The organism is Escherichia sp. MOD1-EC5433, from assembly GCF_002966005.1.
GTDB lineage: Bacteria > Pseudomonadota > Gammaproteobacteria > Enterobacterales > Enterobacteriaceae > Escherichia > Escherichia ruysiae.
Genome location: NZ_PTRL01000001.1, coordinates 1 through 22,260, shown reverse-complemented (window position 1 = coordinate 22,260; position 22,260 = coordinate 1). Strand labels below are relative to the sequence as shown.

General features: G+C 51.5%; 19 protein-coding genes, 1 rRNA gene and 1 pseudogene. 10 read left to right on the top strand and 11 right to left on the bottom strand.

The window, feature by feature from the left end:
- The first annotated feature begins 4 nt into the window (after nucleotides 1–4).
- From C3D30_RS00110 to C3D30_RS00085, 6 genes are read left to right on the top strand one after another with little or no spacing between them, the layout of a single operon-like run.
- Nucleotides 5–364 (top strand): GPW/gp25 family protein, encoded by a 360-nt coding sequence (locus tag C3D30_RS00110; protein ID WP_105285597.1) that lies wholly within the window; start codon nucleotides 5–7, stop codon nucleotides 362–364.
- On the top strand, nucleotides 355–1,470 hold the full coding sequence (locus C3D30_RS00105; RefSeq protein ID WP_105286295.1) for a baseplate assembly protein: 1,116 nt from the start codon (nucleotides 355–357) through the stop codon (nucleotides 1,468–1,470). The genes C3D30_RS00110 and C3D30_RS00105 overlap by 10 nt, the downstream gene beginning before the upstream one ends.
- A complete protein-coding gene (locus C3D30_RS00100) occupies nucleotides 1,463–2,095 on the top strand; it encodes a phage tail protein I (protein ID WP_105286294.1) in 633 nt (210 codons plus the stop codon). Before C3D30_RS00105 ends, C3D30_RS00100 begins: the two co-directional genes overlap by 8 nt.
- A 2-nt stretch (nucleotides 2,096–2,097) precedes the next feature.
- Nucleotides 2,098–3,651, top strand: a complete 1,554-nt coding sequence (locus tag C3D30_RS00095; RefSeq protein WP_105286293.1) for a phage tail-collar fiber domain-containing protein — start codon at nucleotides 2,098–2,100, stop codon at nucleotides 3,649–3,651.
- 4 nt (nucleotides 3,652–3,655) lie between these two features.
- Nucleotides 3,656–4,261: a DUF4376 domain-containing protein gene (locus tag C3D30_RS00090; protein WP_105286292.1), complete on the top strand. Its 606-nt coding sequence runs from the start codon at nucleotides 3,656–3,658 to the stop codon at nucleotides 4,259–4,261.
- Entirely contained in the window at nucleotides 4,258–4,713 is a 456-nt protein-coding gene (locus C3D30_RS00085) for a hypothetical protein (protein ID WP_105286291.1), read from the top strand. Before C3D30_RS00090 ends, C3D30_RS00085 begins: the two co-directional genes overlap by 4 nt.
- Nucleotides 4,714–4,726: 13 nt before the next feature.
- Here the strand turns inward: C3D30_RS00085 and C3D30_RS00080 are convergent, their stop codons facing one another.
- Nucleotides 4,727–5,518, bottom strand: coding sequence for a nucleotidyltransferase domain-containing protein (locus C3D30_RS00080; protein WP_105286290.1), 792 nt, complete (start codon nucleotides 5,516–5,518; stop codon nucleotides 4,727–4,729).
- 5 nt (nucleotides 5,519–5,523) lie between these two features.
- Nucleotides 5,524–5,766, bottom strand: a pseudogene (locus C3D30_RS00075) (slipin family protein); the annotation flags it as partial.
- A gap of 401 nt (nucleotides 5,767–6,167) precedes the next feature.
- Between C3D30_RS00075 and C3D30_RS00070 the strand changes: the two are divergent.
- The gene (locus C3D30_RS00070) at nucleotides 6,168–6,440 is read left to right on the top strand and encodes a YjbD family protein (RefSeq protein ID WP_001207629.1); all 273 of its coding nucleotides are present in this window, start codon (nucleotides 6,168–6,170) and stop codon (nucleotides 6,438–6,440) included.
- Here C3D30_RS00070 and rluF read toward each other — a convergent pair whose 3' ends face one another.
- The gene (gene rluF / locus C3D30_RS00065; protein ID WP_021551591.1) at nucleotides 6,441–7,313 is read right to left on the bottom strand and encodes a 23S rRNA pseudouridine(2604) synthase RluF; all 873 of its coding nucleotides are present in this window, start codon (nucleotides 7,311–7,313) and stop codon (nucleotides 6,441–6,443) included.
- 375 nt (nucleotides 7,314–7,688) lie between these two features.
- Nucleotides 7,689–7,982, bottom strand: a complete 294-nt coding sequence (locus tag C3D30_RS00055; protein WP_105285590.1) for a type II toxin-antitoxin system CcdA family antitoxin — start codon at nucleotides 7,980–7,982, stop codon at nucleotides 7,689–7,691.
- Nucleotides 7,983–8,168: 186 nt separating this feature from the next.
- On the opposite strand from C3D30_RS00055, the gene pepE reads away from it, so the two are divergent.
- Nucleotides 8,169–8,858, top strand: coding sequence for a dipeptidase PepE (gene pepE / locus C3D30_RS00050; RefSeq protein WP_105286289.1), 690 nt, complete (start codon nucleotides 8,169–8,171; stop codon nucleotides 8,856–8,858).
- A gap of 44 nt (nucleotides 8,859–8,902) precedes the next feature.
- Here pepE and C3D30_RS00045 read toward each other — a convergent pair whose 3' ends face one another.
- The gene (locus tag C3D30_RS00045) at nucleotides 8,903–10,534 is read right to left on the bottom strand and encodes a Na/Pi cotransporter family protein (protein ID WP_000956836.1); all 1,632 of its coding nucleotides are present in this window, start codon (nucleotides 10,532–10,534) and stop codon (nucleotides 8,903–8,905) included.
- Nucleotides 10,535–10,703: 169 nt separating this feature from the next.
- A complete protein-coding gene (gene metH, locus C3D30_RS00040; protein ID WP_105286288.1) occupies nucleotides 10,704–14,387 on the bottom strand; it encodes a methionine synthase in 3,684 nt (1,227 codons plus the stop codon).
- A gap of 199 nt (nucleotides 14,388–14,586) precedes the next feature.
- Between metH and iclR the strand changes: the two genes are divergently transcribed.
- On the top strand, nucleotides 14,587–15,411 hold the full coding sequence (gene iclR, locus C3D30_RS00035) for a glyoxylate bypass operon transcriptional repressor IclR (RefSeq protein ID WP_000226403.1): 825 nt from the start codon (nucleotides 14,587–14,589) through the stop codon (nucleotides 15,409–15,411).
- 15 nt (nucleotides 15,412–15,426) lie between these two features.
- On the opposite strand, the gene aceK is transcribed toward iclR, so the two are convergent.
- The 4 genes from aceK to metA all read right to left on the bottom strand — a co-directional run bounded on the left by aceK (nucleotide 15,427) and on the right by metA (nucleotide 21,409).
- Complete coding sequence (aceK, locus tag C3D30_RS00030; RefSeq protein WP_105285587.1) at nucleotides 15,427–17,151, bottom strand: bifunctional isocitrate dehydrogenase kinase/phosphatase; 1,725 nt, start codon at nucleotides 17,149–17,151, stop codon at nucleotides 15,427–15,429.
- 124 nt (nucleotides 17,152–17,275) lie between these two features.
- The gene (gene aceA / locus C3D30_RS00025) at nucleotides 17,276–18,580 is read right to left on the bottom strand and encodes an isocitrate lyase (protein WP_000857853.1); all 1,305 of its coding nucleotides are present in this window, start codon (nucleotides 18,578–18,580) and stop codon (nucleotides 17,276–17,278) included.
- A 29-nt stretch (nucleotides 18,581–18,609) separates the two neighbouring features.
- Nucleotides 18,610–20,211 carry a malate synthase A gene (gene aceB, locus C3D30_RS00020; RefSeq protein WP_000138923.1) on the bottom strand — a complete coding sequence of 534 codons (1,602 nt, stop codon included), beginning with the start codon at nucleotides 20,209–20,211 and terminating at the stop codon, nucleotides 18,610–18,612.
- Between the two features lie 268 nt (nucleotides 20,212–20,479).
- Nucleotides 20,480–21,409 carry a homoserine O-acetyltransferase MetA gene (gene metA / locus C3D30_RS00015; protein WP_001122790.1) on the bottom strand — a complete coding sequence of 310 codons (930 nt, stop codon included), beginning with the start codon at nucleotides 21,407–21,409 and terminating at the stop codon, nucleotides 20,480–20,482.
- Between the two features lie 156 nt (nucleotides 21,410–21,565).
- On the opposite strand from metA, the gene C3D30_RS00010 reads away from it, so the two are divergent.
- Entirely contained in the window at nucleotides 21,566–22,009 is a 444-nt protein-coding gene (locus C3D30_RS00010; RefSeq protein WP_000236992.1) for an acetyltransferase, read from the top strand.
- A gap of 128 nt (nucleotides 22,010–22,137) precedes the next feature.
- Here the strand turns inward: C3D30_RS00010 and rrf are convergent.
- Nucleotides 22,138–22,253, bottom strand: a 5S ribosomal RNA gene (gene rrf, locus C3D30_RS00005).
- Between the last annotated feature and the right edge of the window lie 7 nt (nucleotides 22,254–22,260).

Sequence of the window (22,260 nt, the reverse complement as noted above, 5' to 3'; positions counted from 1 at the left end):
CCTCATGAACACGACAACACGCCCCTCTACGCTGCACTGGCAACCAGCCTTGCAGCGGCCTGAAGAATACGTCTGCGGACTGGATGATATTCACCAGGCAATACACATCATTCTGCGCACACCGCGCGGCAGTGATCCCCACAGACCGCTGTTTGGCAGCAACTTGTGGCACTACATCGATTATCCCATCGAGCGGGCGATTCCGCATGTGGTAAGGGAGTCGGTAGAGGCCATCCGCCAGTGGGAACCGCGCTGCCGGTTGCTGAAGGTGACACCGGTAATCGACGGGGAACATCTGACGTTACGTGTGCAATGGCGCGCCGCTGACGGCGTAATCAACTCAACGGAGGTGTTATGGCGATAGCCGAACCCGATTTTATTGACCGCGATCCTGCGCAAATTACCAGCGAGATGATTGCGCAGTATGAAGATGCCAGCGGCAAAAAGCTCTACCCGGCACAGGCCGAGCGGTTGCTGATTGACCTTTTTGCCTATCGTGAAAACCTTGTACGCATCGCCATTCAGGAAGCGGCGAAACAGAATCTGGTCGCGTATTCCCGCGCGCCAATGCTGGATTATTTAGGTGAGCTGGTGGGCGTTCACCGCTTACCTGCACAACCGGCAAAAACCACGTTGCTGTTTTCGGTAGCCAGTAAGAATCGAAATAACATTCTAATTCCACAAGGAACACGTGCCAGCGCCTCTGACAGCGTGATGTTTGCTACCGATGAAGATGTTCTGATTCCGGCGGGAAGTTTGCATATCGCCGTTCCCGCCACCAGTCTGGCAACAGGCGAAGCGGGCAATGGCTGGCAGCCTGCACAGATTAGCGCCCTTGTTGACAGGATTGGTTATTACGATATCAGCGTGACCAACCTGACGGCCTCAACCGGCGGCTGCGGTGAAGAGAGTGATGACGCACTACGCCAGCGGATCCAACTGGCGCCGGAAAGTTTCAGCAATGCGGGCAGCTATGGTGCCTACCGCTTTCATACGCTTTCCGTAAGCCAGTCGATTATTGACGTCGCGGTACTGGGGCCGGACGAAGGATTGCCAGAAGGCTGCGTGGAGATCTACCCGCTAACGCTGAATGGTCTGCCGGGCGTGGAACTGCTCGCGCAAATTGAACTGGAGGTTAGCAAGGAGAAAAAACGTCCGCTGACCGACAAAGTAAGTGCGAAATGCGCCGTTAGGGTGCCGTATGAAATCCGTGCGCAGCTCACACTGTTTACCACTGCCGATCAGGAGACAACGCTGGCTGCGGCGCGTAAAGCGATTAGCCTCTGGACGCAACAGCGGCAGAAACATCTGGGACGGGACATTGTGCCAAACCAGATAATCAAAGTGTTACAAGTCGATGGTGTCTATGACGTTGCGCTGAATATGCCTACAAAACGTATTTTGCAGGCGCATGAGTGGGCGGAATGCACCGCGATAGACGTCACGATTGCCGGAGTCAGCGATGGATAAATTGCTGCCGCCACCGCCGCTTGCCAGCGATGAGCGTTTTTCAACTCTGGCAAATATCGCTGCCGAGCGTTTTGCCCAACTCGATCTGACAGCGTTGATGGTTTATCTGGTAGACCTGGTTGATGCTTCGGCATTACCTGCCCTTGCAGAACAATTTCACGTTCAGGGGCTGGAAGGTTGGTTATTTACCACTGATGAACGGGAGAAGCGCGAGTTAATTAAGCAAGCCATTGAGCTGCATAAATATAAAGGAACGATTTGGGCGGTACGGCGGGTGCTGGAAATACTTTCGCTACCAGGAACTATTTCAGAATGGTTTGAATATGGGGGGAAGGCTTATTTTTTTAAGGTTGATATAGAGCTGGTGGATAAAGGCATGGATGAAAACCTTTTCAATAATCTGGTAGAACTCATTCATGAATATAAAAACACACGTTCAAAACTGGAAGCATTAATTGTCTGGATCATTAACCAAAGTGCTATTCCTGTTATTGGCTGTGCACTTTATGGTGGTGAACTGACGACGGTTTTACCTTTCCAGATACGGGAAGTACAGCAAAACACATCAATCTATTACGGAACAGGGCAATGGAGCCTTGAAATTACATCTATTTACCCGGAGTAATTATGGATAATGAGTTTTATACTCTACTCACCGACAGAGGGATGGCAAAAATTGCTAATGCTCTGGCGGATAAAAAACAGCTTCATCTACAAAAAATGGCTGTTGGCGACAGCGGAGGGCAATATTATGAACCCACCGTCAGCCAAACTAAATTACGTCATGAAGTCTGGCGAGGTGATTTAAATACATTAACAGTTGCGCCCAATAATCCTAACTGGTTAATTGCGGAACTTGTACTGCCCGAAAATATCGGCGGCTGGTATGTACGTGAAGTCGGTGTTTTTGATACTGACGGTGAACTCATTGCTATCGGTAAATTCCCGGAGTCGTATAAACCGCTATTACCCGGCGGCAGCGGTAAGCAAGTTTGCATTCGTCTCATTATGGAAGTTTCCAACACGGCAGCGGTAACACTCACCGTTGACCCCAGTATTGTGCTGGCAACACGAGATTATGTTGATTCGCAACTGGATGAACATGAACGTTCGACTAATCACCCTGATGCTACGTTATCGCAAAAAGGCTTTACGCAGTTAAGTAATGCCACTGACAGTGATGACGAAACCAAAGCGGCTACGCCAAAAGCGGTGAAAGCGGCGATGATTGAGGCACGAAATCATCGTCATACCTGGAGTCAGATTACTGATATTCCGGATGGTACGCTGACGCAAAAAGGGATTGTGAAGCTTAGTAACGCGATTGATAGCACCAGCACGACAGAGGCGGCAACACCGAGCGCGGTGAAGGCGGCGTATGACCTGGCGAATAGTAAGGCTGCGGGAAACCATACTCACCCATGGGGACAGATTACGGGTGTTCCAGACGGCACCCTGTCGCAAAAAGGGATTGTGAAGCTTAATAATGCGACGGATAGCAACAGTACGACGGAGGCGGCTACGCCGAGTGCGGTGAAAGCGGCGTATGATAAGGCTGGTGCTGCATATAGTAGGTCAACGAATTCTCACATCCAGTTCTTTACCACCAATGGAACGTTTACTGTTCCTGATGGGGTGTCCTTACTTTTTATAGAAATGCTCGGTGGCGGTGGCGGTGGCGGTGGCGGTGGATACGCAAAAGGAAACTCTGGTTTTCCATATAGTACACAGGGTTTTGGCGGTCAATGCGGAGAAACAAAATTATCAATAGTCACAGTCATTCCAGGAACAAATTACGCTGTCACTGTCGGAGCGGGAGGTGTAGGTGGTCAAGGGGGAAAATTAGAATCAAAGATGGGATCAACTGGAGGTATTCTTTGGAATGTTCATGGCTCAGATGGCATGCAAGGCGGGAACTCATCATTTGCTGACAGCGTAGCTTACGGGGGAACAGGTGGAAACGGTAGTGGGAATACCATGGTTGACCAACACTCTGCTCCTGGTGGGAATGGAATGAATTCACTATATGGCCTAGGGGGGATTGGTTTAGCCCTTTCTAACGGAGGTAATGCCGTTGGTTATGGTGCCGGTGGTGCTGGTGGTAGTGCAGCAAATAATCAAACATCAGCATCTTTTTCCGGCGGACGCGGCTCAGATGGCTTTGTAAAAATATCATGGTGAAAATATGGCACGATATGCGTATTACCATCCAGTAACTTTTGAAGTTATTGACTGGATAGATGATTCTTTATTAAATGTTGTGTTACCGAACTCGGTAATACCAGTAAATGATGAACAATGGAAATTAAAGGATAATATCTGCTGGATATGTCTTGACCCATTCAAAATTATCACCACACCACCGCCGGGTGATTTTTACATCTTAGAGAATGATAAATGGGTATATGACAAAACATTATTTACCATTGCACTTGAGAATACCAAGGCACAGGTTACACAGGAAATAAAAAATCGACGTGATGAAATAACGGTAGATTACATCATCATCAACAACCATCACTTCCACAGTGATACAAGCAGCCGTATCCAACAGCTTTCACTCACTAAAATGGGAGCGGAGAAAAAAATCCCTCCAGGTTTAATGTGGAAAACTAAAAATAACGGTCTGATTGAGTTAACCAACGAAATCGCCGCTCAGTTTGAATCGGTAACAATGGATCACGATATGCGCCTGTTCGCCAACGCTCAGCGCCATATCGCGGCGGTGAAAGCACTGGACGATATTCAGGCGGTGCTCGACTACGATTACTCCACAGGCTGGCAACCATGAGTAAAACCACTGTCTGGCTCGCTTGTTATAAGGGCCGAACAGAACACCTTGGTATTGCCCGACTGGCTGACTGGCTTACCCGTAAAATCACACGCGGTAGTTATTCCCACTGTGAATTAGCCGTTAAGCATGGTGAAAAGAGTTACCTTTGTTACTCTGCATCACTGCGCGATCGCGGTGTACGCGGAAAGATAATGCCGTTACCTGCGGATAAGTGGGATATGCTGCCGCTCCAGGCCAGCCTTCAGGATGTGGAAACTTTTTTCCGTAAACATGATGGCAAGAAATATGACTGGCGCGGAGCATTAGGAATTATTACCGGTAATAAAGAACAGCGCGATCGCCTGTTTTGCAGTGAATTTTGTGCTGAATTTCTGCAACTGAAGGAAAGCTGGCGCTATTCTCCAAACCACTTGTACGCTTTAGTCAGCAGTTGGCAATACCAGCAATAAATCACGCCGGGCTTTATGCCCGGCGCAATACTGTTTGATACAGCAAATTATCTAGCTCCCGAACATCGCCGTCTCTGCTGTCCGGTAAAATCGGTGGAATTTCTCCACGCACCAGTTCTGCACGAATAAACGCATGTAGCAATGGACGGCGCGGACCATATTCCGCTTCTCCTGCGCGCTGTTTACGTTCCAGCAATTCGTCTATTTCTGCGCGTAACGGCGCATCAAGTTCGCTTCCCGCCAGTAGCTCGGCAAAGCGCATTGGCGGCACACCTTTACCCGATTCGACCCAGCGCACAGCCAATAGCGGGCGCAGTACGTAAAAGTATTTTTTCAGCCGAACTTCGTCGCCCTGCAAATAACCGCGAAAGTTTTTTCGCGCCATCGAATAATAATGCCAGCGCGCACGTAGCGGAGAAAACCACTTCGGCGTCATCGCTTTTAGCGCCGTTATCGTTTCTTCGTCTTGCTGATAGACCACCGGTGAGTCCAGCCATTCAATCAGCGTCGGGTTCGCGCCTTTCAATAATCCCAGCGCCTTACGCCACTCCCAGCCTGAAACATCCAACTCGTCGTCGATGGGCAGTTCGATAACATCGCGCGGCGACTCCACCCGCAGATACCATTCCAGCGGATGAACATACAAAAAACGCACATCATAATCGCTGTCTGGCGAAGCAAAACCCCAGCCGCGACTCCCTGATTCGCAGGCGTACAGCACTTTCACACCATACCGCCGTTCAATTTCCTTTAACTGCTGCGATACCCGTTCACGCATCGCAGCACTGACTCCATTTAAGGACATTTTCCTCATCCTTTGATATTGACTAACCCGTGCAGAACCTGGTTAAGACCACCAAATACAGAGATGTAATCGATCCACTCAGCCACTCTCTCCAGCGTTTCCAGCTCTTTTAAGCGCAACGCCACCGGGTTGTTTTCCATGACTTTGGCGGTGTTCAGCAACGAACGCGTGGCGGCGGTTTCTTCACGCCGACGAATCACATTTGCCTGCGCGGATTTCTCCGCTTCAACCAGTTGCGCAAGAATATGTCAGTATCGCATCTCGGCCTTTAATAGCCCCTTTGCGCCGTGGCTGCAATACCGTGTTCATCACATCCGTTTGTATCTGGACTTGCTGCGTATTCATCCGTATCAGCGCCAAATCTGGTGTGCCAACGGGGTTAAATCCCCTGTATCATTCAGTATCAACGCGAAAGTTTTTTGCTAAAAGTGTGCCAAAAGTGAAATTACACACTTAATTAATTGAATGATAAAGATTTAATTAAATTAGTTAACTTGCTGGATAATAATTTCCGTTAAATTTTTATCTGCATTTATCACTAATTATCGAGAGAGATAAATATTTAAGAGACGGCAAAATGAATATTATCAGTTCTGCTCGCAAATGAATTCCCGTACACTGAACCCTCTGGCTCAATGAGGGCACCATCATGGCACTCCCCCGTATTACACAAAAAGAGATGACTGAGCGTGAACAGCGCGAATTAAAGACGTTACTGGATCGGGCGCGTATTGCGCATGGTCGCGTGTTGACCAATGCCGAAACCAACAGCATTAAAAAAGAGTACATTGATAAGCTGATGGTTGAGCGTGAGGCTGAAGCGAAAAAAGCCCGCCAGTTGAAGAAAAAGCAGGCTTATAAACCGGACCCCGAAGCGTCATTCAGTTGGTCGGCAAATACATCGACGCGCGGCAAACGCTGATTAGCGCCCTTTTTTCTTCCGCCCCGGCGAGGTGAAACGCTTACCGTTTGATGCCGGGCGACTACCTTTTTCCGCCGCCTTTTCCATCTTCACCACCGGGCGCTTGATACCCGCCGTTTTCGGTTTGGCCTTCGCTTTGGGTTTTGCCTCGGAAGAGGAATTTTCAATGAGCTTAAAGAGGTCGATTAACTCATCATCAGTTAAATCGCGCCACTCCCCCAGCGGAATGCCGCTTAAGCTGACGTTCATAATCCGTGTACGTTCCAGCTTCTTCACTTCGTAGCCAAAGTGCTCGCACATGCGACGAATCTGTCGGTTCAGCCCCTGCACCAGGGTAATGCGAAAGACAAATGGCGCTTCTTTTTTGACTTTGCATTTTTTGGTCACCGTCCCGAGGATCGGCACACCTGCGCCCATGCCACGAATAAATTCATCGGTAATCGGTTTATCCACCGTCACCAGATACTCTTTCTCATGGTCATTACCCGCACGGAGGATCTTATTCACCAGATCGCCGTGATTGGTGAGGAAAATCAGCCCCTGGGAGTCTTTATCAAGGCGACCAATCGGGAATACGCGTTTACTGTGGTTAACGAAATCGACAATGTTGTCGCGCTCACCATCTTCCGTGGTACTGACAATCCCCACTGGCTTATTCAGGGCGATAAGCACTAAATCTTCGGCTTCCCGAGGCTCAATCAACTGACCGTTTACTTTCACAACGTCGCCGGGTTTCACCTGATCGCCAATGGTGGCACGCTTGCCATTAAGGAACACATTGCCTTGCTCGATATAGCGATCCGCTTCGCGGCGTGAGCAAATTCCGCTTTCGCTGATGTATTTATTTAAACGGACTGATGAGTCGGGCAGCATAAATTCTCCTGTAAAACGCGGAATATACCGTACCTCTTCCTCCCAAAAAACAGGATTTATGCGGGATGCGATAAGTTACGCGTCTGCATTAATAGCCGTTTAATAGAAAATCGATAGCATCACGCAGTACGATTCGCTGTTGACTAACGTTCTCCCAACTCTTTTAGCGATATTCCTGTCATCATGTGTGCCATTACCATGTGATCCAGGCCTGCAATTGAAACCACCGGACAAACTTTTACCGGCGATCAAGCCTGACCGCCGGAGCAACAATGGTATGCTTTAATACATTGGCGACAGGATGCTGGAGATTGATGAGATAAGGATAAACGTGCCGCCCACTCCCCAGGTTCTCATAAGCACAATATTGATCCATTAGAATGACCTTTGGTAATCGCTAAATGAACCGTTCTCATCCACCCACTGATTAACAGCGTCGACAGATTCTTTGTTTTCTCGCAACCAGGTTTCTCTCTGATTCTGACGGATTTTTTCCAGTAACGCTTCGGTTAATACCGCCGAGAGATTGAGTTTGAGTTTACGAGCTTCTTCCAGAATCTCTGGTGGCAGCGAGGCATTAACAGATTTTTTCACCTTCGATATTGTGCGCATAATTCCCTCCATCATGATGCGCATACTCTGTCTAAAAGTAGCGTAATTAGCGAGCATTTTTCCTCCAGTTCCCTTAGAAATTTGTCGAAAAATACATCTACTACGAATACCTGTCACGCCTGATCATTCAAACTTGCGAGGCGCTTTCCAGAAGCAATACGCGACATCGTGAGCCATGTCAGTAAGCAGTTAAAATCACAGTGGTAGCATGGCTCCCGTGATTTCTTACTAACCGGAGAAGTAATGGAACTGCTTTTATTGAGTAACTCGACGCTGCCGGGAAAAGCCTGGCTGGAACATGCGCTGCCGCTGATTGCTGAACAGTTGCAGGGGCGCCGTTCAGCGGTGTTTATTCCTTTCGCTGGCGTAACGCAAACCTGGGATAATTACACCGCCAAAACGGCTGCGGTTCTCGCTCCGCTGGGTGTTTCTGTCACCGGTATTCATAGCGTTGCCGATCCTGTTGCCGCAATTGAAAATGCGGAAATCGTGATTGTCGGCGGTGGCAACACTTTCCAGTTACTGAAGGAATGCCGTGTGCGCGGTCTGCTGGCACCAATTGTTGACGTGGTGAAACGCGGCGCGCTGTACATTGGCTGGAGTGCAGGCGCTAACCTCGCTTGCCCAACTATCCGCACCACCAACGATATGCCAATTGTCGATCCACAAGGTTTCGATGCGCTGAATCTGTTCCCGCTGCAAATCAACCCGCACTTCACCAACGCGCTGCCGGAAGGCCATAAAGGTGAAACGCGCGAGCAGCGTATTCGCGAACTGCTGGTGGTTGCGCCAGAGTTGACGATTATTGGTCTGCCGGAAGGTAACTGGATCACGGTGAGTAAAGGTCACGCTACACTGGGCGGCCCGAATACCACCTATGTGTTTAAGGCTGGTGAAGAAGCGGTTCCGCTGGAAGCCGGGCACCGTTTTTAAGTGAATTGCCGGGGGCAGCGCCGCCCGGCATCCCATGCACAATATTAATACTCGTCCCGCCCCTCATCTTCATCTGGTTGTTCCAGCACGCTGTAAGCGACTGAACAAAACAGCGAGTTCAGACGCTGCATATCTCCCAGCAAGCCTAAATGTAGCGAACTGGTTTCAATACTCTGCACGTTCTGCTGATGCAGGCGATCTACGTGAGCGTGGGAATAACGGCGATTAAGAATACGAAAACGATGCTTGCTGCGGCGCAAACGACGGGCGCTGGTGACATCGCCAGAGAAGAAAACCGACATCGCCAGTTTTAAATTGCTGAGCAATTGCTCATAGAGCGCATCCAGTTCTTTCAACCCATCAATCGAAAATGCCCGCCGCGCTGCCAGCGATTTGTCAGCAATTTCACTACCCATACGCTCAACGATATCGGAGGCCTGTTCCAGATTGAGCGCCATTTCAATGATTTCCGCCCAGCGTCGAGACTCTTCTTCTGCCAGCTCCTCTTTTGGCATCCGCGCAAGGTAAAGTTTAATCGCGGTATACAACACGTTGATATCATCCGCCAGCTTGCGCAGCTCTTTCTCTTCACGAGGCGCGCCGTGCATCACTTTATTCAGCCCTTCCATCATCTGTTCCATTGCGTCACCGATGCGCAATGTTTCGCGCGCCGCATTGGCCAAGGCGAGCGTTGGCGTATCCAGCGCGCTAACGTCCAGATGTTTTGGTTTCAGATGGGCATCCAATTCGGGTTCATCGCGAATAATCGTTTTGCAAAACCGCGCCATCGGGTCAACAAATGGCAGCATTACCAGACAGCGCACAAGGTTGTAGAAGACGTGGAAATAGATTACCAGTTCCGCTTTCGGCAAAGGCAGTTTATCCATGGATTCAGCCAGAACATGGACAAACGGCAGGATAATCAGGCTTCCCACCAGCTTAAACAGCAGGCTACCCAGCGCCACACGGCGGGCTGCGGCATTGGCGGCACTGTTGTTAAGCATCGCCAGCAGGCCGGAGCCAAGGTTAGCACCAATCACCAGACACAGTGCCACCGGGAAGGAGATTATGCCTGCGGCGGTCAGAGTGGCGGTCAGCAGTACGGCGGCAAGACTGGAGTAGCTGATAATGGCGAACATCGCGCCAATCAGCGCATCCAGCAGAATGTCACCCGTCAGCGAGGCAAAGATCACCTGAACGCCGTTTGCCTGGGTGATCGGCGTTACGGCCTGCACAATCAATTCCAGCGCCAGTAAAATCAGCCCAAGACCAATACCGACGCGGCCCAGTTGCCCGGCGCGTGACTGTTTGCGTCCGAGGAAAAAAATCACGCCGATAAAAATAAGTAACGGTGACAGCCAGGATAAGTCGAAGGTGAGAATACGCGCCATTAGCGCCGTCCCGACATCTGCACCCAGCACAATCACCAGAGCCGGTGCGAGAGCAACCAGATCCTGGGCGACAAACGAGGTCACCAGCATGGTGGTGGCATTACTGCTCTGCACCAGTGCGGTAACGCCGATCCCCGCGCAAAAGGCAAGCGGCTTCTTTTCGACGCTTCGGCTAAGAACAGTACGCAGACGCGCGCCGAAGACGCGCATTACGCCTGTTCGAACAATATGCGTCCCCCAGACCAGCAGGGCGACGGCAGAAAGCAGGTGAAGCAGTGTTAACACGAGTTCAGGTTCTCCTTATCGTTATATGCTCCTGAAACAGATACCGAAGGGGGCGAGCTGCGCTTTTCCGGTCTGATATAAGACCAGTATAAGTGTTTCATATTAATAAAGAGACAGGGCACTCATTGAGCGCCCTGTTTGTTGTAAGGAAAAGTGACAGATTTGTGAATCAGTCCGCGTCATACCCCAGATTCGGCGCCAGCCAGCGTTCAACATCAGCAACGCTCATTCCTTTACGGCGAGCATAGTCTTCGACCTGGTCGCGCTGAATTTGCGCCACGGCGTAATACTTGCTATCCGGGTGGCTGAAATACCAACCCGAAACCGAAGCTCCAGGCCACATCGCGAAAGATTCCGTGAGTTTCATGCCGGTGTGTTTTTCCACTTCCAGCAGCTCCCAGATGGTGGCTTTTTCCGTATGTTCCGGGCAGGCCGGGTAGCCGGGTGCCGGGCGGATACCCTGATAGTTTTCGCGGATCAGCTCTTCATTGCTGAGATTCTCGTTCGGCGCATAGCCCCAGTAGACTTTACGCACACGCTCATGGAGATACTCCGCAAAGGCTTCAGCCAGACGGTCGGCAAGGGCTTTCACCATGATTTTGTTGTAATCATCGTGCTGCGCTTCGAATGCATCAGCCAGCGCGTCTTCTTCCAGCCCGCCAGTCACGGCAAATGCGCCGATGTAATCCGCCTTGCCGGAGAGCTTCGGTGCCACGAAATCCGCAAGGCAGTAGTTGGCGAAGCCGGTTTTTTCCGTCTGTTGGCGTAGATGGTGGCTGACGTTGATCACATGGGTGCGCGTTTCGTCGCGGTAGATTTCAATGTCGTCGCCCACACGGTTTGCCGGGAACAGACCAACCACACCGCGTGGATTCAGTGTTTTCTCGGCGCTTAATTTATCCAGCATGTCATTGGCGTCTTTAAACAGGCGTTTCGCCTCAACGCCTACCACTTCATCTTCCAGAATGCGCGGATACTTCCCGGCCAGCGACCAGGTCATAAAGAACGGCGTCCAGTCGATGTAATTACGCAGGGTTTCGATGCTGGCTTCGACTTCCTGCACGCCGAGACGGTGCGCCACCGGCGGCGTGTAAGCCTGCCAGTCAAAAGCGAAGTCGTTATCACGCGCCGCTTCCAGCGTGACCGGCGGTGTGCGCGGTTTCTTGCGCCCGTGCTGAATACGCACGGTTTCGTACTCTTTGCGGGTACGAGCGACAAAGTCGTCACGCTGAGTGTCGGAAAGCAGCGCCGCCACAACGCCAACGGTGCGCGAGGCGTTTTGTACATACACCGTCGGGCCACTGTAGTTCTGCTCTATTTTCACCGCCGTGTGCGCTTTTGAGGTGGTCGCACCGCCAATCAATAGCGGAATGGTGAAGCCCTGACGCTCCATCTCTTTCGCCACGTTAACCATTTCGTCCAGCGACGGCGTGATCAGCCCCGAAAGGCCAATCAAATCGGCATTCACTTCTTTGGCGGTGCGGAGAATTTTTTCCGCAGGCACCATAACGCCGAGATCGACAATTTCGTAGTTATTACATTGCAGCACTACGCCAACGATATTTTTACCGATATCGTGCACATCGCCCTTCACGGTGGCGATCACCATCTTGCCGTTGGTTTTGCCCTGCTCTTTGCTGGCTTCGATAAACGGTTCGAGATATGCCACCGCCTGCTTCATAACGCGCGCCGATTTCACTACCTGCGGCAGGAACATTTTCCCTTCGCCAAACAGATCGCCGACCACGTTCATGCCGTCCATCAGCGGGCCTTCAATCACTTCAATCGGGCGCGTAGCCTGCTGGCGCGCTTCTTCGGTGTCTTGTTCGATAAATTCAGTAATGCCTTTAACCAGCGAGTACTCCAGGCGTTTTTTCACATCCCATGAGCGCCACTCTGCCTGCTGGGCGTTAGCGGTGTCGTCTGTTTTACTACCGCGATATTTCTCGGCAAGTTCCAGTAAACGCTCGGTGCCATCGTCGCGCCGGTTGAGGATCACATCTTCCACCGCGTCGCGCAGTTCAGCGGGCAAGTCGTCGTAAATCGCCAGTTGCCCGGCGTTGACGATCCCCATATCCATACCGTTACGAATAGCGTAGTAGAGGAACACCGCGTGAATGGCTTCGCGCACCGGATCGTTGCCACGGAACGAGAAGGAAACGTTGGAAACGCCGCCGGAGATCAGCGCGTGCGGCAGTTCGCGTTTGATGTCTTCACACGCGCCGATAAAGTCCTGCGCGTAGTTATTGTGCTCTTCAATGCCAGTTGCGACCGCGAAGATGTTCGGGTCAAAGATGATATCTTCCGGCGGAAAGCCAACCTCTTCGGTGAGGATTTTGTACGCCCGACGGCAAATCTCGATTTTCCGTGCACGGGTATCGGCCTGGCCCTGTTCGTCAAAGGCCATAACCACCACTGCCGCACCGTAACGACGCAACAGTTTTGCGTGATGGATAAAGGCATCGACCCCCTCTTTCATCGAGATGGAGTTAACAATGCCTTTGCCCTGAATACACTTCAGCCCTTTTTCAATGACGTCCCATTTTGAAGAGTCGATCATAATCGGCACGCGGGCAATATCCGGTTCACCCGCAATCAGGCTGAGGAAACGCACCATCGCCGCTTCGGCGTCGAGCATTCCTTCATCCATATTGATATCGATAATCTGCGCGCCGTTTTCCACCTGCTGACGCGCCACATCCAGCGCCTCGCTGTATTTCTCTTCTTTGATCAGGCGTTTGAATTTGGCAGAACCGGTGACGTTAGTCCGCTCGCCGACGTTCACAAACAGGCTATCGTCGCCAATATTCAGCGGCTCCAGGCCGGATAAACGGCAGGCTATGGGGATCTCAGGCAATTTGCGCGGCGCTAATCCTTCCACTGCACGGCTCATAGCCGCAATATGTTGTGGCGTGGTGCCGCAGCAACCGCCGACGATATTCAGGAAGCCCGCTTCCGCCCATTCGCGAATCTGTTTTGCCATCGTGTCGGCGTCGAGATCGTATTCACCAAAGGCGTTAGGCAGCCCGGCATTCGGGTGAGCGGTGACGTAGCATTCTGCTATTCGCGACAGCTCCTGCACATACTGGCGCAGTTCATCTGGCCCCAGCGCACAGTTGAGGCCGAAAGTCAGGGCTTCGGCATGGCGCAGAGAGTTGTAAAACGCTTCGGTGGTTTGCCCGGAGAGCGTGCGGCCGGAGGCGTCGGTGATGGTGCCGGAGATCATAATCGGCAATTCCACGCCCAGGGCTTCAAACTCCGTTTTCACCGCAAAGACCGCCGCTTTAGCGTTGAGGGTGTCGAAGACAGTTTCAATCAGAATCAGGTCTACACCGCCTTCCACCAGTGCTTTAGTGGATTCGCGATAGGCTGCCACCAGCTGATCAAAGGTAATGTTACGGAATGCCGGGTCGTTTACGTCCGGAGAAATAGATGCCGTGCGGTTGGTTGGGCCGAGAACACCAGCAACGTAGCGCGGTTTCTCTGGCGTGCGGGCGCTCCATTCGTCGGCACAGGCACGCGCCAGTTTCGCCGCCGCAAAGTTGATTTCCGCTGACAGGGATTCCATCTGGTAATCCGCCATCGCAATGGTCGTGGAGTTGAAGGTGTTGGTTTCGATGATATCCGCGCCCGCTTCAAAGTAAGCGTTGTGGATAGCAGCAATCACGCCCGGTTTACTGAGCACCAGCAGGTCATTGTTGCCTTTGAGATCGCACGGCCAGTCGGCAAAGCGTTCACCACGAAAATCGGCTTCGTTCAGTCGATAACTCTGGATCATGGTGCCCATTCCGCCGTCCAGCACCAGAATACGTTCATTTAACTGCGCACGCAGTTGTTCCACTTTGCTGCTCACACTTGCTCCCGACACGCTCAACCCAGATTTAATAAAAATTCAACAAACCATACTGGCATAAACGCATCTGTGGTAAAAGCGACCACTACGCAACATGAGATTTGTTCAACATTAACTCATCGGATCAGTGCAGCAGCTATTGCATTAGTTAACAATAAAAATGAAAATGATTTCCACGATACAGAAAAAGGAGGCTGTCATGGTCGCACCCATTCCCGCAAAACGCGGCAGAAAACCCGCCGTTGCCACCGCACCTGCGACCGGACAGGTTCAGTCTTTAACGCGTGGCCTGAAATTACTGGAGTGGATTGCCGAATCCAATGGCAGCGTAGCGTTAACCGAACTGGCGCAACAAGCCGGATTACCCAACTCTACCACCCACCGACTGCTAACCACGATGCAACAGCAGGGCTTCGTCCGTCAGGTTGGCGAACTGGGTCACTGGGCGATCGGCGCACATGCCTTTATGGTCGGCAGCAGCTTTCTCCAGAGCCGTAATTTGTTAGCCATTGTCCATCCTATTCTGCGCAACCTGATGGAAGAGTCTGGCGAAACGGTCAATATGGCGGTGCTGGATCAAAGCGATCACGAAGCGATTATTATCGACCAGGTACAGTGTACGCATCTGATGCGTATGTCCGCTCCTATCGGCGGTAAATTACCGATGCACGCTTCCGGTGCCGGTAAAGCCTTTTTAGCCCAACTGAGCGAAGAACAGGTGACGAAACTGCTGCATCGTAAAGGTTTACATGCCTATACCCACGCAACGCTGGTTTCTCCTGTGCATTTAAAAGAAGACCTCGCACAAACGCGCAAACGAGGTTATTCATTTGACGATGAGGAACATGCGCTGGGACTGCGTTGTCTCGCGGCGTGTATTTTCGATGAGCATCGCGAACCGTTTGCCGCAATTTCGATTTCCGGGCCGATTTCACGTATTACCGATGACCGCGTAACCGAGTTTGGCGCGATGGTGATTAAAGCGGCGAAAGAAGTCACGCTGGCGTATGGTGGAATGCGGTAACTTTTCGCCTCCGATTTATACAAACCGCACGCTAAACCGCTGCCTGCGCCGATACGCATAGACATCTTCCACATGCCCTTCACGGATACGGTTTTGTAGCGCGCGCCAGTAGTCGGCGCGGAACAGGTCAGCGTGCATTTCTTCAAACAGCGGGCCAATGCGCGGGTCAGCGCATAGCCAGTGACGGAACTCTTCCGGGAAAACATCGCCGGGCGAGACGCTGTACCAGGGTTCGCTGGCGAGCTCGTCTTCCGGGTAGCGCGGTGGCGGTATGTCGCGGAAATTCACTTCCGTCATGTAGCAAATTTCATCGTAATCATAAAACACCACGCGCCCGTGACGGGTGACGCCAAAGTTTTTAAATAACATATCCCCAGGGAAGATATTGGCAGCGGCAAGCTGGCGAATGGCGTTGCCATACTCTTCAATAGCGTCGCGCAGTTGCTGCCCTTCAACTTGCTCAAGCCAGATATTGAGCGGCACCATTCGCCGTTCGATATAGAGATGGCGAATCACAATCTGTTCGCCGAGATCGGTAATTTTTTCCGGTGCTTCCTGGAGCAGTAATTCCATTAATGCCGGGGAAATATGCCGCTTCTCCAGTACAAAGTTTTCAAACTCCTGGGTATCTGCCATTCGCCCTACGCGATCGTGTTCCTTAACCAGTTGATAGCAGGCGCGGACGTGAGCAGCAGACATCTCTTTCTGCGGCGCGAACTTGTCTTTGATCACTTTGAATACTCGATCAAAACCCGGCAGCGTGAACACCAGCATCACCATTCCACGAATGCCCGGCGCTTCAATAAACTGTTCATTACAGCCCTGTAGATAAACGAGATATTCGCGGTAACTTTCGGTTTTAGCGTGTTTCTGGCAGCCGATAGCCATATACAGTTCTGCGGTGGTTTTGCCCGGCAGAATTTCCCGTAACCACTCGACCAGCGCAGCTGGCAGCGGCGCGTAAACCATAAAATAGGATCGCGCAAAGCCAAAGACGATGCTCGCTTCGGCGGTCGTCGTCAGGCAGGTATCAATAAATAACTCGCCATTGTCCGTCTGATGGATCGGCAGCAAAAAGGGCAACGTGCCGGAAGGCGTGATCAGTTTGCCCACCAGCCAGGCGGCTTTATTGCGGTAAAACAATTCGTTCGCCACCTGTAAATGACTTTCGGCGAGGTTGTCTGTCCCCAGCGTCTCCGTCAGATGGCGAATGATGTAGTTGATATCGCGGCTTTTATTCTGCCAGCGCAGACGCAGCGGCAGGTCGCTGAGAACGCGCATCAGCAGAGATTCCCAGCCATGATCGGGATAAAAATCTTTTGCCAGCGGGCGCGGAATAGTACGAAAGCGGCGCTCCGGCTGGGAGCTAAAGATAAAAAGCCGCTCGGGAGTAAGCGAGCGGTGGTCAAATAACCGGCAGTATACGGAGTTGAAAAAACTCTCCGCAATCTCGAAGCGCGGGTAATCCGGCAACAGCCGGGTGTAATGTTCTTTGACGTGTAGTAAAAATGCGGCATCCGTGCTTTGACCGTTGGTAATGCAGCGCAGTTGCTCCACTACCAGCCCCACGTGATGATCGTAAAGATGGATACGGTTTTTCATCGCCTGCTGGACAGCGTGCCAGTCGGCTTGTTCGAAACGCTGCTGCGCCCCGGAAGTCACTTCGAGGAATCGACCATACTGGGCGTCGAAACCTTGTAAAATGGTTTGTGCAATCAGTAATTCCAGGCCACGCGGCATTTGTTGCCCTCATCAGGAGCAGAGAATTGCCGGAAAAGACGCGTCAGCGTCGCATCAGGCGCTGATTGCCGGATGCGGCGTGAACGCCTTATCCGGCCTACAGTCAGCAACGTTTATAGGTTGCTTAGAACTGCGATTCTTCGGTGGAGCCAGTCAGCGCAGTAACTGACGACGTGCCGCCCTGAATAATGGTTGTCACTTTATCGAAGTAACCCGTACCCACTTCCTGCTGATGAGAAACGAAGGTATAGCCATCTTTCGCAGCAGCAAATTCTGGCTGTTGCACTTTCTCAACATAATGCTTCATACCCTCGCCCTGTGCATAGGCGTTTGCCAGGTCGAACATGTTAAACCACATGCTGTGGATCCCCGCCAGGGTGATGAACTGGAATTTGTAGCCCATATCCGACAGCTGCTGCTGGAAGCTGGCGATAGTTTTGTCGTCGAGATTTTTCTGCCAGTTGAACGATGGCGAGCAGTTATAGGCCAACAGTTTGCCCGGGTATTTCGCGTGGATAGCTTCCGCAAAGCGACGTGCCAGTTCCAGATCCGGTGTAGAAGTTTCACACCAAACCAGGTCGGCATACGGCGCATACGCCAGGCCACGGCTGATCGCTTGTTCAATGCCTGCGTGAGTACGGAAGAAGCCTTCGCTGGTACGCTCGCCGGTAATAAATTCGCTGTCATACGGATCGCAATCAGAGGTGATCAGGTCTGCTGCATCAGCATCGGTACGTGCAACCAGCAGAGTTGGAACGCCCGTCACGTCGGCTGCCAGACGCGCTGCGACCAGTTTCTGAATAGCTTCCTGAGTTGGCACCAGCACTTTGCCACCCATGTGACCACATTTCTTCACGGACGCGAGCTGATCTTCGAAGTGAACTGCCGCTGCACCGGCTTCAATCATCGCTTTCATCAGTTCAAAGGCATTCAAAACACCGCCAAAACCGGCTTCCGCATCGGCGACGATCGGCAGGAAGTAATCGACATAACGCGGATCGCCCGGTTCAATACCAGCAGACCACTGGATCTGATCGGCACGACGGAAGGTGTTGTTGATCCGTTCCACCACGGCTGGCACCGAGTTTGCCGGGTAGAGAGACTGATCCGGATACATGCTGGCCGCGAGGTTAGCGTCTGCCGCGACCTGCCAGCCAGACAAGTAAACCGCTTCAATACCCGCTTTCGCCTGTTGCAGTGCCTGACCGCCAGTCAGTGCACCGAGGCTGTTGATGTAGCCTTTTTTCGATTCACCATGCAGCAGGCGCCACATTTTCGCCGCGCCCAGCTGCGCCAGCGTACATTCCGGATTGACCGAACCGCGTAATTTCACCACATCTTCCGCGCTGTACGGGCGAGTAATGCCTTCCCAACGCGGTTGAGTCCACTCTTTCTGTAATTCTTCAATTTGTTGTGTACGGGTTTTCATGTGCAGATGCTCCATAGTTATGTGGTGGTTTACGCTAACAGGCGGTAGCCTGGCAGGGTCAGGAAATCAATTAGTTCATCGGATGTAGTGATCTGTTCCATCAGGCGTGCGGCGTCGTCAAAACGCCCCTGGGAGAAACGTTCTTCGCCCAGTTCGCTGGCAATGACTTTCATCTCTTCGCCCAGCATCTGACGGAACAAGGCTTTGGTCACCGGTTTGCCATTACTCAACGTTTTTTGATGATGGATCCACTGCCAGATGGAGGTACGGGAAATTTCAGCCGTCGCCGCATCTTCCATCAGGCCATAAATCGGCACACAACCGTTGCCAGAGATCCACGCTTCGATGTACTGCACAGCCACGCGAATGTTGGCGCGCATACCTTCTTCGGTGCGTTCACCGTCACAAGGTGCCAGCAGCTGATCGGCAGTAATCGGCGCGTCTTGTTCGCGCATCACCTCAAGCTGATTTTTACGGGAACCGAGGATGTCGTTGAAAACCGCCATTGCCGTGTCAGCAAGGCCAGGATGGGCGATCCATGTGCCATCGTGACCGTTATTGGCTTCCAGCGATTTATCCGCTTTCACTTTGTTGAGCACCTGGTTATTGCGCTCTTCATCTTTGCTCGGAATAAACGCCGCCATGCCGCCCATCGCAAATGCGCCGCGTTTATGGCAGGTTTTGATTAACAGGCGTGAGTAGGCATTAAGGAACGGTTTGTCCATTGTCACAGCCTGGCGGTCTGGCAGGACACGGTCGGGATAATTTTTCAACGTTTTGATATAGCTGAAGATATAATCCCAGCGACCGCAGTTCAGACCAACAATATGGTCGCGCAACGCGTGAAGGATTTCGTCCATCTGGAACACAGCGGGCAGCGTTTCGATCAGCAACGTCGCCTTGATAGTGCCGCGCGGCAGATTAAAGCGATCTTCGGCATAGCTGAAAACTTCGCTCCACCATGCTGCTTCCTGCCAGGACTGGGTTTTCGGCAGATAGAAATAAGGGCCGCTGCCTTTTGCCAATAGGGCCTGGTAGTTGTGGAAAAAGTAGAGTGCAAAATCAAACAGGCTGCCAGGGATGGCTTCACCGCGCCAGGTGACATGTTTTTCCGGCAAGTGCAGACCGCGTACCCGACAAATCAAAACCGCCGGATTGGGTTTGAGTTGATAAATTTTGCCGGCTTCGTTGGTGTAACTGATGGTGCCGTTAACCGCATCGCGCAGATTAATTTGCCCGTCGATCACTTTGTTCCAGCCCGGAGCCAGTGAATCCTCAAAGTCAGCCATAAAGACTTTCACATTGGCGTTGAGCGCGTTGATCACCATCTTGCGCTCAACCGGCCCGGTAATCTCTACGCGGCGATCTTCTAAGTCCGCAGGAATCCCGCGAATTTTCCAATTGCCATCACGAATGGAAGCTGTTTCCGAAATAAAATCAGGCAACGTTCCGTTATCAATATCCTGCTGTTGCTGAATGCGCGCTGCCAGAAGTTTATTGCGTTGTGGCGTAAAATGCGTCACCAGTTCAGTCAGAAATTCTACCGCTTCGGCAGTAAGAATTTGCTTCTCCTGCTCGCCATACGGCCTTGTGAAAACCAGTTCATCGGTTGTTGTTGCCTGTTCAGTCATCGTGCTGCTCCTCGTCATGGATCCGAAAACTTCCCCACTGTGAACGAAGGATCGTTGTGCGCTTTTCGTTCAGCACAACTAAGACTACTCATTTAAAATGCAAAATCAAAAACAATTTCCATTTTTAATTTAAATTTAATTTAACTTATTGATAACAATGGGGATAAAATTTATTCACCTGTTGAGGTGTGTTTCGGAAATAAAAAAGGCACCCGAAGGTGCCTGATTCAAGGTGCTGAAACGCTTAACGATCCTTTGCCGCAGACGATTAATCCAGCGTTGGATTCATATGGCGTAGATCGTATGGAGTGATCTGATAGACGTAATAGTTGAGCCAGTTGGTAAATAGCAAGTTGCCGTGGCTGCGCCAGCTCGCTCGCGGTTTGTTTTGCGGATCGTTGTGCGGGAAATAGTTATACGGTACATCCGGGTTTAGCCCGGCTTCAACATCACGGAAATATTCCTGCGCCAGCGTTTGCGCATCGTATTCCGGATGCCCCGTTACAAAGGCAATACGCTTATCTTTGCTGGCAAACAGATATGCGTCCCCTTCTTCCGTCTCTGCCAGAATTTCCAGATCTGTGTAATCACGAATCAACGCTGCCGGAAAGTCAGCATAGCGCGAATGCGGTGCCAGGAATGAATCATCAAAGCCACGCGTCAGAAGCGCATGAGGATGGAGAATGTGATGCTCGTAAACGCCAGAGAGTTTGTCCGTGCGAGTTTGCTTAGGAATGCCGTAAAGAATATTGAGTGCGGCCTGAACCGCCCAACAGACAAACAGCGTTGAGGTGACGTGATCTTTCGACCACTCCAGCACCTGTTTGATCTGCGGCCAGTAAGCGACGTCATTAAACTCCACCAGACCCAGTGGCGCGCCAGTTACAATCAGACCATCGAAGTTCTGCTCCTGAATGTCTTCAAAGTTGCAGTAGAAGTTGTTCAGATGCTCTGCGGGCGTGTTGCGCGACTCGCGGGAATCGATGCGCAACAGCTGAATATCGACCTGTAAGGGCGAGTTTGAAAGCAGACGCAGAAACTGATTTTCAGTTTCGATCTTCTTCGGCATCAGGTTAAGGATCAGAACCTTAAGCGGACGAATTTCCTGACCAGACGCGCGAGAAGTTGTCATCACAAAGACGTTTTCTTCACGCAAGAAATTGACGGCGGGCAGCTCGTCCGGCACACGAATCGGCATAACCTGATTACCTCTTTATATACGCTTATACGTTTAGACATCCAGATAGCTGAAGATAACCAGAAAATTTGCCAATGTCGAGCCTGCATGTTGAAGGTGAGAAAGTTTCAAGGAAAAGATTGCGTTAGGATATAAGCACCAATAAAAGGAGAGAAAATGGTTATTAGTATTCGCCGCTCACGGCATGAGGAAGGGGAAGAGTTGGTTGCGATTTGGTGTCGTTCTGTCGATGCCACCCATGATTTTTTATCAGCAGAGTATCGGGCTGAACTGGAAGAGCTGGTACGTTCGTTTCTGCCGGAAGCGCCATTGTGGGTCGCGGTTAATGAGCGGGATCGGCCGGTTGGGTTTATGTTGCTAAGCGGGCAGCATATGGATGCGCTGTTTATCGATCCTTATGTGCGTGGCGCTGGCGTGGGTCGAATGCTGGTGAAACATGCGCTCTCAATGGCACCGGAACTGACAACCAACGTTAATGAGCAAAATACGCAGGCGGTTGGGTTCTATAAGAAGATGGGGTTTAAGGTTACAGGACGCTCTGAGGTGGACGATTTGGGGAAACCGTATCCGTTGCTGAATCTGGCGTATGTGGGGGAATAATGCGCTGTTGCCCCCTACCGTAACTCTGCGTAGGACGGATAAGACGCGCCAGCGTCGCATCCGGCATTTATTCCGCACCAGCAACGCAAAAAGGCCATCCTTCCGGATGGCCTTTCGCTTTATCTGATGCCTGGCAGTTCCCTACTCTCGCATGGGGAGACCCCACACTACCATCGGCGCTACGGCGTTTCACTTCTGAGTTCGGCATGGGGTCAGGTGGGACCACCGCGCTACGGCCGCCAGGCAAATTC